We start from the raw sequence: 12,433 nt of genomic DNA, 5'->3' as shown, positions 1-12,433 counted from the left end.
TGTTATGTACGCCACACGACCACGTGGATCAAAGTGCGGTCGGGAATTCCGGCAGCGCCAAGTTTTTGGCATCGCCGTTCAGATTGTCCTTCAAGCGCTGCACAACCTCGTTCAACCACACGTTTGCCTTGGTCAGATAGGCTTTTTGCTTGTCGCTCAGGTGGTCAGGATCCCACGAATCCTCCTTGCTAAAGCCAAGCTGCTCGGGAGCAAAATAGAAGTCGATGGCGAATTTGCTTTGCCGCTCAGCTTTCCGATAAGCGAGCACGACGAACGATGCAGGCGCATTGTCATTCGTGGCTTGAACATCAGACCAAATCTTCCCCAACTTAGTCCCATCTCGCATCACGCCAGACGAAAGATCGATGTAGCTGCATTTCGGGAAGGCACTCGTGGTGCCGTATTGAGCGACAGCGTAGTGCTTGGTGTCTCTGTCGCAATCAGAAAAACCGGATGCATCGACGGAGTTATACAGCCGAGGCGCACCGTAGATGTTAACCATGCCGGTCAACTTGTTTTTATCGGTCCGTGCCAAATAAACATCATGAAACGGGCCATTGTTCCTCACATCTGATTCGCCAAGATCAATCTTCATCTGGCTCGATTTGGCATAGGCAACGGTCCACTCGCCAGCGGGCAACGGCACGATATTCTTACCGAAAAGAATCTGGTTATTAGAGACAACGTCATCTTCTTTCAACTCGCTGATATCGCTTGCAGCGAAACAGACACAAGACACCAACATCAATAGGGACGGCAAAAACGCGCGCATGATTTCTCACGAATAATTAATAAAAATGACAGCAAACAACACGAAGCTCTTCGCAACATTCTTTCAAGAACAAAAAGAAGTGAAGTTTACCGCAACGAACATCCGTTGCGCATGCCCCGCCTGAATCAAACCGGGGGCCTGGAGTGGTTACATGCGGAGAAGCCATATGGACTTCATACGCCTCACCGCAAAGCCAAATTCGCCCCCCAAAGCGCACGAAAATCAGGCAACAAAAAACCCCGCAACACCTATTGTTTGCGGGGTTCTTTGGACTCCACCAGGAAACCCCTGGGAAGTGAGTTTGGTGCCCGAGCCGGGATCGAAGATGACACCTCAAAGCCACATATTTACTACACTTCCTCATTTATATTTTTGAATGTTACCCCCAAAGCTACCCCCACATCTCACTCGTTACCCCTCGCCCTCTCCAACCGTGCGGTTGGCCCTTTCCCTCCTAACCCCGGCATGATGGCGCTAGCCACCGCATAAACAGGCTCTAGGCTCTGTGTTACCCCTGCACCGCTTAAAAACGTCAAAAGCTGACAATGGTCGGTTTCTGCACCCTCCCAGCTTTAGCCCCCCCTATTCCTAAAACCCTCCCCGATAAAGCGTGACTGACCACGCGTTCTGGGGTCGTTAAGCTGGGAAGATTTGATCCCCCCTCCCCCCGACCGAGGTCAGCCCATCGTGACCGTCGCCCCGTGGAAGAGATCGGCGCTCGGGTGATCAGCTGGCAAGGCGATGAAGCAGGCATGCGTCGGTGTGACGATGCGCAGGATGTATTGGCCGGGGTAGGCCAATTGCCAGAACTCGAAACGGTCGGTGATGGGGAGTACATGGTGTCGCACTTGCTGCAGTAGTGCCCGCATCAAGCTGGCATCCTGTTCTGCCAAGCGGCGCATCAGCCATGATCGATCCGCCGTGCTGTAGTCGTCATGTTCGGCCACCTGCAGGGCAATCTCTCGCCACAGCGCCCATGCTTCCGCCGTCAAATCTGCAGCGCGGGGGATTTCCTGCGGGCTAGCCGCCAGCGTGGTGAGGTTCGGGGGTAGCGTATTTGGGGTGTCACTGGTGTTACGGGTGTCACAGCTTTGATTGTTAAAGGTTTTTTTCGTGACACAGACCATTGCGGTCGTGTCACTGGTGTCACGGTTTTCTTGACTGGCAGCCGGTGCACCGGCTGGGGTCAGATCGTTGATCCAGCTCAGGAAGTCGACTTCGTTATGCATCGTCATCGCTTCCCAACTGCCACAACGCCGGCAGCACCACGTAGACGCGATCCGATCCCATGCCGGGCAGGCGTTCGGTTTTGGAGGCTTTACCATCCTTGCCCGGTAGCAATACCCCCAGATCGAGCAGCAGGCGGTTGGCCCGCTTCAAGTCGCAGCCCTTGAGCACTTCGCTGGCCCATGACTGCCGGAACACGTAGTAGGTGGTTTGTGCGGCCTTGTTGCCGCTGGCGGTGCCGTCCTCGCAGAACACTTCGGTTTTGCGGAAACCGCAACGGGCCAATGTCTTGGGGCCGTGCTCATCGACAACGGCATCGCTCCGGTCCCAGCGGGTAAAGCGGGCTTCGCCGTGCTGTTCAAAGAACAGCCGTACTTGTCGCAGGACTTGCCGGTCTTCTTCATTACCCGCGCCACCGCGATACTTGAGCCAGTCGGCATAGAGCACCGCTGCCGCTTGCCATGCGGTTTCGGGCGGCCAGCCGGTCAGGCCGGCCGCCGTCGCGGTTTCACCGGCAAAGGCTGCCAAGGCAAAGTAGTTGGCGGCATGCCGGGCTTGCCCGGATGCGCCAGCGGGAACGCAAGCGGCAGCGAACTTGGTCAGCCCCTTATCGAGTTGCCGCCGCAACGCGTCGGCATCGACGCTGGCGAGTTTTTCCAGCCACGCCATACCGACAACGCCATGCTGCCGGTCGGCGGCTTTAGCGATGGCCTCGCACAGTGCGGGATGATCGGCGAAGCCGTGTAGCGCATCGAATGCACCATACCGCCGCTCGGCGCTCACGTGCAGCAGCCGGGCCAGTTGGCCGGCGTTGACCGGCACCCCGTGCATGCTCAGATAGTTGGCGACCGAGTGCTCGCCGTTGCTGAGTACAAAGCAGCGCCAGCGGGTCATGGCCCGCAATCCGCCTTCGGCCCGTCCTCGGCTTTTGCCTTGGCCTTGGCTGAGCATGTACACCACGGCGGCCACGTCGGTCGCCTTGGCGCGGCCGATTTCATCCAGAATCAGCGGCAAGTCGTTATGCGCTTCCAGCTGCGCCTCGGCCCCTGTCGCGGTGGTTTGCCATGACTTTTCATAACGGCTGGGGCTGCCGAAGACCGATGCCGCCACCCGGCAGGCCACGCTTTTGCCGTTCTTCGATGGCCCGGCCAGATGGAAGCCGCCCGAATCCATACCAAAGAACGCCATCAGCGGCCCGGCCAGTGCGGCGCTCAGGGTGAGCGTCAGCAGTGGATTGCCCACCGCATACTGCGCCACGCCATCGCGCCAGCCGTCCAGCGAGCCAGCCGTTGCCAGCTCGGCGGCTGCGCCGCCGTGATAGACCATCAGTTCGTCACTCGATCCGATGACTTGCTCAGGGAGAACAAAGGCCGAACCATGCCAGCCGGTGCGGGGCACCAGCCGCGCACGCGGCACACCGATATTCGTTTGCAAATATTGCACCGCCCGCTTTTTAAGATCGGCGGCATGGGAGAACCACAACCCTTTATCGGCCAGTTCTTCCAGTGCTCGCAAGGATTGATCCGACAGCAGCTTGGCGCGGGGAATCACGTGATCCTTGGCTTTGCCATCCAGATCGCGCAGACGCACCAGCACCGACCAGTTCCCGCCATCCAGATCGCGCACTTGGGCAATGATGTGCAACGGCCCGCATACCTGACGCTCTTCGCTGTCCGCGTCAGCGCGGTAATACACGCCATCGTCTTTGCACTGGAAGCGTTCTGCACTGCTGCCAGCAGACGGCTTGGCGGATGTGCCGCGCTTGCGGGCAGCGGGCTTGGTCGAATCGTTTGCCGCCGCCGTGGGCACGGCAGCCGGCTTGGTCACGGGTTTCATTGGCGGTACGGCGGCGGGGTCGAAGAGTTGCTGCAGATCGTCATATTGCGGATTCATGCCCCAGCCTCCTTGGTGGTCATGACATCCAACCAATCCCGCCCGGCGCTCCCCGGCAGCAGCACGCGCACGGTGCGGCCTTCGGCCAGCAAGCGCGTAGCCAGCGCGTCGGCGGCCTGCTGCCCCGCGCCGCCTGCGTCATGGTCGGCAAAAATGAACACTTCGGCCGCCTCAGGCGGCAACACAGCATGGGCCACGCCATGCGCGGACAAACCCGCCCAGACCGGCAAACCGTTGGCGCAATGCACCGCCAGTGCCGTTTCTATCCCTTCCGTGATCGCCAGCTTGGGGCCAACCGCACACAGGCGCACCACCGCACCCTTGCTCGGGCCGCTGGGGCTGCCCCATTTCTTCACGCTGGGGACGTCGGCCTTGTGGCCGTCTTCGGTCAGGTAGGTTTTATGCAGCGCAATCGGTTCGCCTGAGGGGGCTTGTACCGCCGCCAGCATCGCCGGGAACGAGCCCAGCTTGACCGGCTGCGTCCCGTTGGCGTGCCAGTACGGCAGGGCTGGATGGAAACGCAATGCCTTGGGGTTGCTATTCAGCAGCAAACCACGGCCCGCCAAGTAACGACCCACCGGAGAACCCGCGCTCACCGGCTTGGCGGCCTGCCACAGTGCGGCATTGTCGGCACGCGCCTTGGCCCACAGTCGCCGTTGTTCGGCTTGCTCGGCCGCTTGGCGGCGGGCTGTTTCGGCCGGATCGGGCGCACTGGCGAGCACAGCGGCACCGCCCAGGTAATCCGCCACAAACCGCGCTGCCCCGATGAAATCGCACCGCAACCAATCGGCCAACAGGTGGAACCCGTCGCCGCCGTCCGGGCGGTGGCTGTTGCAGACAAAGCAGCCGCGCCCGTCGCGATCCGTGAAGCGGAAGCGATCCTTGCCGCCGCACACCGGGCACGGTCCATGTCGCTTGCGCAGGTGGTTAGGTGCGATACCGGCAGCTTGCAGCAGCGCCGGCCAGCGGTCGCGGGCCGCCTCCCGCAGTTGGGTCAGATCGAGTTTCTGCGCTGCCATCATTGCACCCCGTCCCGCTCGGCGATTCGGGCCGCGATCCATGCCGCTACTTCGCTCTCAAGCCATGCCACGCTGTTGCCACCGAGACGAACCGGCTTCGGGAAGGTGCCGGCCGCCACGGCGGCATAGATCGAACTACGCGACAGCGCCACGCGCTTGCACACATACGGCAGGCGCAGCAGGTAATCGACCGTCGGTGCAGAGGGAGAGACCGCAATGGGTGACTGTTGGGCGGCCGGCATCATCGCGCCACCTCATGCTGCGTGGTGCGGGCGGCGGCAAACGCTGCCACATCAGCGTAGCGGTAGAACACCTTGCCGGAGCGCTTGAGATAGGCCGGGCCGTTGCCCCGGCAACGCCATGTCGCCAGTGTGGCTTCGGAAACACCGATGATCGCCCCGGCTTGGGCGGGAGAAAGAGAAGTGGATGGGGATGGATGGGATTGCATCGCTTCGCCTTGTCGCGTGGGTAACGGGGCGAAGCTTGCTAGGTCGTGAAATCAAAAACGACACGGATTTGGAGAACAAAAAATCCCACAAACAATGCGGGGAAATCATCTGTCGATTTCCCCGCATTGTTTGCTAGTCACGCTGGCGGTACAGCGCACTTGCCGTCGTCGGCGTGATGAGTTTGTCGGCCCATTCTTTGGCGCGTCTGATCCGGTGGCGGAAATCACCATTGCTGATCTCAGGAAACAACGCGTCATCCAGCACGCCCTCATCAATGGTCACGCCTTCCAGCGTGGCCCAGTAGTAGAGGTCGTGATACGGCAGCACCCGGTAATCGCACCATTTGGCGAAATCGGCACCGGTATAGCGTGCGCTGCGCGGCGCTTGGTCGTCCTGCAATTTGCGCTGCCCGGCCAGCCAGATGGCGAAATCGGCCATGATTTTCTCGTCGGTGGCGTACAGATCAACCTTGGCCATCGGCGCAGGGTACTCGTCAAATGATGCCCGGAAAAAGCTCCGCGATGCTTTCGGCAGCGGCGAGGGCAAGCGCTTCCGCTGGGTGCGGTCTTTAAGGATCGGGGCGAAATGATGATCGATCAGCGCCTGCTGTGGGGAATCAAGGTAAAAACCATAGGCATCGCGACGGGTCAGCCCACCGACTGACGAATAACGGTGCTGCTCCTTGGGCTCGCAGCGATATACCAGTCGCACCTCATCAGGACCCAGCGAGCGCAGCAATTCACGCTCCGCACTGAATTCACGCGCCCGGATTGCGGTAATGCGCTCCCGATCTTCCGGCGCGAGGATGGGCCAGATCGCGCCTCGTTCATTCGGCAATGCAGGACCCAGTCCGCCCACACAGCGATCCCCCGGACCGCCATCCCACCACCCCTTCTCGCCCACCTGAGGCAGAAAAGCCCGGAGCCATTCCGTATATCCCGTCTTTCGCCATCCGACTTCCCAGCGCGGCCCGTGGGCATGGTCTTGAAGCCACTCATGTGCGCCGCTTTCGGAGTCGTGTTTATTGCCATACTGCCTGCGCCACTCCAGACGGCTTGCAACCATCCACGCCCAATCCTGCACCGTATAGCTAGACAGCAGTTTGTAACGCTCGATGGAAAACCAGTTAGGAAGGTCACGTACGCTGCGAATGCGGGACCGATTTTTGTTTACTGCCATGTGTCGCCCTTCAACAAACACCCTCACAAATTGGCCGGCCTAGGCCGATCCCGGGGGCAATTTTAACCGGGCGGATTCGCCCTATGCTGCCGGTCATATACACACTTGCTATTTGCTTGCATCCAAGCAGCCATAGTCTGCGGAGAATTTATGCAAGGCATAGCCGGGGAAACTACAAATCGGAACGAGGCAGACAACAATGAGAAACGGCCTCAAAGGGCCGTTATATCGTCTTGTTCGGAATATTCGCCGTGCTTCATGGTCTGAAAAGCGGAGATTAGATTAACCGGCCAGGCGTGCAGCCTGCATGGCAGGCTTATTTACTCAGTCCAACTTGGGAGTTATGCCAGTCCATACCCAGTCAGCGGGCAACTGATCCCACGGTTGATTTGGAGATCTTCTAGCCCTTTCTTCCCTTACATAGCGTTCTCGCCAGATTGGGCCGCCAACAAACCATTCTGCTGCCGCAGGATCAAAATCAGCCTTAAGCCGCCCAGGCAGATGATAGATCGCATCCCATCCAGCTATAATTTCCAAATTTTGAATTGCAGGGTCTTCAACTCGTGTCTCATACGCTGGCTCCGCACCTAACCAGACCGTGACAGTTAATGTGCCTACAGGCCACTGCACTGTTTGCGGTGGAGTCAATAGGTCGTTATGAATTGAGTGACGCCCCATTAATTTCCAATGGCCTTTGCGTAATGCTTCCCCAACGGACGAATAAATCACACCAATGCGAGAGATGATCGGTTGACTAAGGACATCGGCTGGCGCTGCAAGTTGCTCATGCCGAACATGAAAAAAACCAATTGATTTTTCCAAATCCACTTGGCCATAGTAAATCCAACCATCCTCTCCGGTGATGGCATATAACGTACCGGGGACAAAACTGGCTCTTGCCTTGGGAATAGGTTCAAACATTCAATTTTCCATCCAATGAACCCTATAACGCAATTTAGCCCCAAGCTAAAGTCCAGAGGTCCAATGAGCTAATCTAGCTAATCGCAGAAATTTTGAGCAGACACGACCTGACAAGAAGGGCAAATCCAATAGACGACTTGCACAAAATCATTACCAGAAAATCCCTCGTTGTCGCTGTAACTCTCGTTGCTTATAGACGCAATCAGGTGCATTTCATTTTTGCACAACACGCAATTTTTCTGATGATCATTTCCAGCAGCTAAATACGGAACCCCACCAAATTGGTGTGCGGGCATAGACAGAAAGTCTGCTCTCGGGTTGCTAAATATAAAGCCTGAATCGCAATCAGGGGAGTTAAGCTTCAGAATGATGTCTTGATCATCTGTCCCTACCGCCTCCAGATCGAAAACTTTGGGATCAAAGATCAGCGGGTAGTTGTCATATGGAAAACCATCATAACTACCATTGCTGCGACTGTATTCGACAACTTCAATATCGCCATTCAAATATCGGTAGCTAAAATCACCTTCATGAATCCCACATGTCCAACTATACAAAAAATGAATTTGTGAAGAACCCCACCCCTTAATCCATACATAGTCAGGATCAAGATCAAGGCATGCCATTTGAGTTAGTCGCAAACCAGTGTTGGGAGAAAGGGCTCCTGGCAGCGGGCAAACTCCCCCAGCTGTAAGCGGCCCTCGTAATGAAGGAGCACCTACGAAATATCCATTAGTAGAAAGGAATTTCATAATTAAAGCCATGTAGCATGGATTGGCCGCAGGGCGTAACCCGTCAATTCAGCACACAATTCACACCTCGCCCGCACGGGTCAAATGACCCGGCCTACATGGCTTAAATAATGACAGCCCTTAGGCCAAACCAAACGCGCGAAGATTTTTCTCCCGCACTTGATCCAGAAGCGTTCGCGCTGCCTCAGGTCCTTGCCGAAGACTTTCCCGAAGCAGGTGGCAGTGTGGAACGTCGCTTGGATGCAAGATAGGCGGGAGTTCGTCCAGCATATCCGCAGTACGCAATTCCTGACCAAGCAGAATTAATGCGGCGGCGTGAATGAGGCGCGCATGCGGGTTTAGCAGGGCGTTGGACTGGAGAAGATGCTGGACAAATTCGTCTAAGCTCATCGGCGAGCCCGTCCCGAATGCGTTTTGCACCTCGGGAGAGGCCATGACGTAATCGACGATGGCCTCCTCTGACATCTCCCCCTTCCCGATAAAAGCGCTCCCAGGTAACCGATCACTATACATAAGGTTGGGACCGAAAAAATCGAACAAGGGAAACCGGAAGTCCCAAATGTAGACACCTCGCGGTACATACTCGAGGACAGCGCCACTCAGTACGTGCTCGAAATCGCCACGGAAGAAATACACCCCTGAGCTTCGAAGTCCACTCACTCGCTCATGCATCAGGCGGGATATCAAACGCTTGTTCATTGATTCAACGGCCTTCCGGACGAATGATTGAAATGGGTGTCAAAGGCGGCAAATTAGCACCGTAGGCATTGGCCTGCCCCCTACTGAGGTATGCCCAACCTGTCTTCACGGTAGGCTGGCCTAAGCACAGCTAAGCCCAACGATGCCGTCAGCTGCAATGTGCGCAGCAAATGTTGGGCTGCATTTCATTTAGCTCAACCTATGAGCTATGGGCTGGATTGTCGATCATTCAGAAATTTTCTCATCTGGCCGTTTGGGGTCTTCTAACGAGAACCCCTCTGCGACCATACGAACAATGACATTGCCGATATTGGGCTGATCGGAATCAGAAGAGGAGATTTCAAACAGAAAAAAATCACCCTGTGACGTAATGCGAACATCGGAAATATGGTCATCAGGTATTGCGCCGGGCGGAGTGATTTCAAATGAACGCACTCCGTCAAACACTAAAGCTCCGTCAACAATATCCTCAGCCGAGTAAAAGTCCCATCGACCGTTCAGGCTTCTCACTCTAGATATCGTATCCACTTGAATTTTTACGATGCGAGCCCATGAGTCCACTGAAATAGCCTTAATGGCCCTATCCCCCAAATATATCGTCTTCAAAAAGTCAATGGGGTTCAAGTGTGTTCCTCAATCGTCTTAGATGCAGCCTAGCTCCGCCATATAGTGCGGGTTAGCCGCAGGGCGTAACCGTCAATTCAGCTCACAATTCACACATCGCCCGCACGGGTCAAATGACCAGGCCTACATGGCTCTTGCCAAGTAAGTGGGTGCTCATCTTACGGGCCAGGGGATGTGGGGAAATCTAAATCTATTTTTTTTCCATCGCTTTCATACAGGTTCGAGATTCGCGAAGCCTCTGAAATTATCATGGACCAAAAATCTGGCCATTCATTTATAGGAGCTGCTGAGTTTTTTGCGCACCGATACACTTTCTCGGAATGAGTGTCTATGTAAAGCTTTGATCCATCCCAGCTATATCCACCAATAAACAGAAAATTAGCCGTAGCATCCTTGGGTCTCTCCAGTAGGTTGGGAGTATCCAATGGGTACGGATACGCATCCTTGGATCGGCGGTCATTTGACAGGCGAGCCCCGTATAAGGACAGTGCGCCAGAAAATATAATCAATCCATTTGTATTTTTTAAAAAGTCTTTAAAAACTGACGGGAATGGAATACCAGCTGATTCTTCCAAATCAACAATCTGCACGTCTGAAAGTTTGGGAAAGATGTAATGCCACCATCTGTTAATCCCAAGAAACTCATCCTTTACCCACCCAAGGAGCCTAGCACCATTTGGAGTTATTTCTTCTCCTAGTTGCTTTGCTGGCTCTAATGCATCCAATAGCGCGTCAAATTGGTACATTTGCAATCATCTCTCGATCTTCAAGTCGAGATCAGTAGTTCTGTAGCTCTGCATCAAGTGCGGCCTTCAGTTCATCTATTGAGGGAGTGAGCCCCTTGCTTGACGGCGTAAAAAAAACCCCCGGAAGCACGCCGTCCACTTTCAGCTTAGGCAACAGTACATCCATGAAATCGCCAAGGCTGATCGAGCGTGGCTCATACCCATTCCACTCATTCTCGGCACAAATCTGTGCATACTCTTTCGCAGGCCACAGAGGAAAGACGGTTGTCCCATCATCAGCCGCCGCAAGTGCCCATCCATCTTGGTATAAGCCCCATACCTCCTGCCAATCGGCGATCACTTTGATGAAGTGCTCGAAACGCTCAATACCTGGCAATGCCAGCACCGAGTCCATCTGCTTCGGGTGGATCTTCATGCTCTGTGTTCCTTATTGTGGAGGACGCTCAGCGTTTGCGCGCCCAAAGTCGTCATACTTGTGTTGCAAGCGATGTAGATCACGATCCTGCAAGTTTGAATGGCTATAGTCATAGCCCTTAGCAGCTTCGCGTCCTCGCTCGTGCGCGAGATCCTTGCCCGGTGGGTTGCGAATTGTGGCCCGTTGGCCCCGTGCGATCGAATTCAATTCTTGATTAATCCAGCCGCGATCTGCAGAGCCCAGCTTGTCTTCATTCGCAAGTTCGCGCAAACGAGCCTGTTTGCCCGCTCGCCCTGTGTTCGAAGCCCCCTTCGCCAAACTTGGAGTGCCGCCTTTCGCAGCTCCGCCACATAACAACGGGCATGGGCAAATTGGGACAATAAGCTTGTGGGCATCATGGACGATCCCTTGGATTTGGGTATGCGTTTCAACAAACCCAGGGGGTTCATGTTCGTGCTCGAGACTATTCTCGTCCAATCCCGATAATCCAAACGGGTCGATGTAGCTGAGCGGATTGCCATCCACATAGGCATACGTTGAGAACTGCCCCGCATCGAGTCCTATCGGATCACTCGATGTGTAGCCCCCGGTTATCGGATCGTAATTGCGGAAGTCATTATAAAAATTCCCGGTCTCCGCATCGTAAACCTGCCCCGCAAACCGCAGGTTATAGATGAACTGCTGACCGGTGCTGCTCGGGTCTTGGTTCGGCAAACTGTTGCCAAATGCCTCCCCTTCCCAGCGCCACACCACCGCATTGCTGGTCGGATCAGTCACCTGCCGTGGCGTGCCCAAGTGATCCGCCCACACGTAGTAGGTCTTCGGGTTCTGTGGATCAGCCGTCGGCCGGATCGTGGCAATCGGGGTGTCGCCCAGCCACACCGTTTCCTGCACCACTTTGCCGGTTGCGTCGTATTCGCCGATCAGGTGGCCCGCTTCGTCATACACAAACCGTGTCGTACCGGTCGGGCCGGACTTCTGCAGCCGCTGGCCGATGGCGTTGTAGCTGTACGTCCACGTCTGGCCGTTCACGGTCGATTGGATGACGCGGCCAGCGTTGTTGTAGGTGTTGGTGATGTTGCCGGATTGGGTCTGGTTGCCGCTGGCGTCGTACTGGTAGGTGGCGGCATTGCTGCCGGTGGTGCTCAACAGCTTGTTGCTGGCCGGGTCGTAGTGATAGTCGGTGTTGTTGCTGCCGTTGTTGGCATTCACCCGGTTGCCGTTCTGGTCGTAGCCGTAGTTGAAACCCACCCCGCCGACGTTGCCGAGCGTGAGCCGGTCCAGCACGTCGTAGCTGAAGTTCTGGTTCAGGCTGCTGTGCGCGGCGTCGTTGATGGTGCTGACATTGCCGACGTTGTCATAGCTGTTCAGCCGCACCGTGTCGCCGAGGGTTTACCAACAAGAAAAGTCCTTGTCCGTCTGCCATTTTGTACGGCTTGTCATTTGGCACAGCTTTACGGATTTGCAGGTCATTTAGCGGCACTGGGGGTAACTCCTAAATCGAATCGAGCGTTACCCCCAAAGTTACCCCCTATCGCCGTTGGATTCAACTGGAAGACATTGGACGAGACTGGAAACAAAAAACCCCGCAACGCTTATGTTTGCAGGGTTTTTTGGACTCCCCAGGAAACCCTAGGAAGTTAGTTTGGTGCCCCGAGCCGGGGTCGAACCGGCACAGCTTTCGCCGAGGGATTTTAAGTCCCTTGTGTCTACCAATTTCACCATCGGGGCGGCAGG

The 12,433-nt window shown here is 55.9% G+C and carries 14 protein-coding genes and 1 tRNA gene; all 15 read right to left on the bottom strand.

What is annotated here, in order from left to right:
• Window positions 1-28 precede the first annotated feature (28 nt).
• The gene (locus BR41_RS02840) at window positions 29-772 is read right to left on the bottom strand and encodes a hypothetical protein (protein ID WP_156970529.1); all 744 of its coding nucleotides are present in this window, start codon (window positions 770-772) and stop codon (window positions 29-31) included.
• Between the two features lie 677 nt (window positions 773-1,449).
• Window positions 1,450-2,001 carry a hypothetical protein gene (locus BR41_RS02835; protein WP_156970528.1) on the bottom strand — a complete coding sequence of 184 codons (552 nt, stop codon included), beginning with the start codon at window positions 1,999-2,001 and terminating at the stop codon, window positions 1,450-1,452.
• The gene (locus BR41_RS02830; protein WP_051709934.1) at window positions 1,994-3,892 is read right to left on the bottom strand and encodes a DUF927 domain-containing protein; all 1,899 of its coding nucleotides are present in this window, start codon (window positions 3,890-3,892) and stop codon (window positions 1,994-1,996) included. Before BR41_RS02830 ends, BR41_RS02835 begins: the two co-directional genes overlap by 8 nt.
• Window positions 3,889-4,911 carry a DUF7146 domain-containing protein gene (locus tag BR41_RS02825; protein ID WP_035053567.1) on the bottom strand — a complete coding sequence of 341 codons (1,023 nt, stop codon included), beginning with the start codon at window positions 4,909-4,911 and terminating at the stop codon, window positions 3,889-3,891. Before BR41_RS02825 ends, BR41_RS02830 begins: the two co-directional genes overlap by 4 nt.
• The gene (locus BR41_RS02820; RefSeq protein ID WP_211251648.1) at window positions 4,911-5,156 is read right to left on the bottom strand and encodes a helix-turn-helix transcriptional regulator; all 246 of its coding nucleotides are present in this window, start codon (window positions 5,154-5,156) and stop codon (window positions 4,911-4,913) included. The genes BR41_RS02825 and BR41_RS02820 overlap by 1 nt, the downstream gene beginning before the upstream one ends.
• Complete coding sequence (locus tag BR41_RS02815; protein ID WP_035052686.1) at window positions 5,153-5,359, bottom strand: helix-turn-helix domain-containing protein; 207 nt, start codon at window positions 5,357-5,359, stop codon at window positions 5,153-5,155. Before BR41_RS02815 ends, BR41_RS02820 begins: the two co-directional genes overlap by 4 nt.
• A 133-nt stretch (window positions 5,360-5,492) precedes the next feature.
• Entirely contained in the window at window positions 5,493-6,539 is a 1,047-nt protein-coding gene (locus BR41_RS02810) for a DUF6387 family protein (RefSeq protein WP_156970527.1), read from the bottom strand.
• Window positions 6,540-6,863: 324 nt separating this feature from the next.
• On the bottom strand, window positions 6,864-7,460 hold the full coding sequence (locus BR41_RS23445; RefSeq protein ID WP_084186803.1) for a hypothetical protein: 597 nt from the start codon (window positions 7,458-7,460) through the stop codon (window positions 6,864-6,866).
• Window positions 7,461-7,537: 77 nt separating this feature from the next.
• A complete protein-coding gene (locus BR41_RS23930; RefSeq protein ID WP_169741241.1) occupies window positions 7,538-8,212 on the bottom strand; it encodes a hypothetical protein in 675 nt (224 codons plus the stop codon).
• Window positions 8,213-8,332: 120 nt separating this feature from the next.
• On the bottom strand, window positions 8,333-8,911 hold the full coding sequence (locus tag BR41_RS02800; RefSeq protein WP_156970525.1) for a hypothetical protein: 579 nt from the start codon (window positions 8,909-8,911) through the stop codon (window positions 8,333-8,335).
• A gap of 225 nt (window positions 8,912-9,136) precedes the next feature.
• Window positions 9,137-9,535 (bottom strand): DUF6258 family protein, encoded by a 399-nt coding sequence (locus BR41_RS02795; protein WP_035052677.1) that lies wholly within the window; start codon window positions 9,533-9,535, stop codon window positions 9,137-9,139.
• A 158-nt stretch (window positions 9,536-9,693) separates the two neighbouring features.
• A complete protein-coding gene (locus tag BR41_RS23925) occupies window positions 9,694-10,281 on the bottom strand; it encodes an SMI1/KNR4 family protein (RefSeq protein WP_156970524.1) in 588 nt (195 codons plus the stop codon).
• Window positions 10,282-10,312: 31 nt separating this feature from the next.
• On the bottom strand, window positions 10,313-10,696 hold the full coding sequence (locus tag BR41_RS02790; RefSeq protein WP_035052675.1) for a DUF2750 domain-containing protein: 384 nt from the start codon (window positions 10,694-10,696) through the stop codon (window positions 10,313-10,315).
• A 12-nt stretch (window positions 10,697-10,708) separates the two neighbouring features.
• Window positions 10,709-12,073, bottom strand: a complete 1,365-nt coding sequence (locus tag BR41_RS22630) for an RHS repeat-associated core domain-containing protein (protein ID WP_051709931.1) — start codon at window positions 12,071-12,073, stop codon at window positions 10,709-10,711.
• A gap of 269 nt (window positions 12,074-12,342) precedes the next feature.
• A tRNA-Leu gene (locus tag BR41_RS02780) sits at window positions 12,343-12,427 on the bottom strand.
• Between the last annotated feature and the right edge of the window lie 6 nt (window positions 12,428-12,433).

The sequence above is a fragment of the Andreprevotia chitinilytica DSM 18519 genome (assembly GCF_000711875.1).
Lineage (GTDB): Bacteria > Pseudomonadota > Gammaproteobacteria > Burkholderiales > Chitinibacteraceae > Andreprevotia > Andreprevotia chitinilytica.
The sequence above is the reverse complement of the archived record's forward strand: the minus strand, read 5'-3'. Positions and strand labels throughout refer to the sequence as shown.

Bases quoted from the DNA above. Each gene is read 5' to 3' on its own strand.
- BR41_RS02840 (WP_156970529.1), bottom strand. From the start codon at position 772: ATGCGCGCGTTTTTGCCGTCCCTATTGATGTTGGTGTCTTGTGTCTGT.
- BR41_RS02835 (WP_156970528.1), bottom strand. From the start codon at position 2,001: ATGCATAACGAAGTCGACTTCCTGAGCTGGATCAACGATCTGACCCCA.
- BR41_RS02830 (WP_051709934.1), bottom strand. From the start codon at position 3,892: ATGAATCCGCAATATGACGATCTGCAGCAACTCTTCGACCCCGCCGCC.
- BR41_RS02825 (WP_035053567.1), bottom strand. From the start codon at position 4,911: ATGGCAGCGCAGAAACTCGATCTGACCCAACTGCGGGAGGCGGCCCGC.
- BR41_RS02820 (WP_211251648.1), bottom strand. From the start codon at position 5,156: ATGATGCCGGCCGCCCAACAGTCACCCATTGCGGTCTCTCCCTCTGCA.
- BR41_RS02815 (WP_035052686.1), bottom strand. From the start codon at position 5,359: ATGCAATCCCATCCATCCCCATCCACTTCTCTTTCTCCCGCCCAAGCC.
- BR41_RS02810 (WP_156970527.1), bottom strand. From the start codon at position 6,539: ATGGCAGTAAACAAAAATCGGTCCCGCATTCGCAGCGTACGTGACCTT.
- BR41_RS23445 (WP_084186803.1), bottom strand. From the start codon at position 7,460: ATGTTTGAACCTATTCCCAAGGCAAGAGCCAGTTTTGTCCCCGGTACG.
- BR41_RS23930 (WP_169741241.1), bottom strand. From the start codon at position 8,212: ATGAAATTCCTTTCTACTAATGGATATTTCGTAGGTGCTCCTTCATTA.
- BR41_RS02800 (WP_156970525.1), bottom strand. From the start codon at position 8,911: ATGAACAAGCGTTTGATATCCCGCCTGATGCATGAGCGAGTGAGTGGA.
- BR41_RS23925 (WP_156970524.1), bottom strand. From the start codon at position 10,281: ATGTACCAATTTGACGCGCTATTGGATGCATTAGAGCCAGCAAAGCAA.
- BR41_RS02790 (WP_035052675.1), bottom strand. From the start codon at position 10,696: ATGAAGATCCACCCGAAGCAGATGGACTCGGTGCTGGCATTGCCAGGT.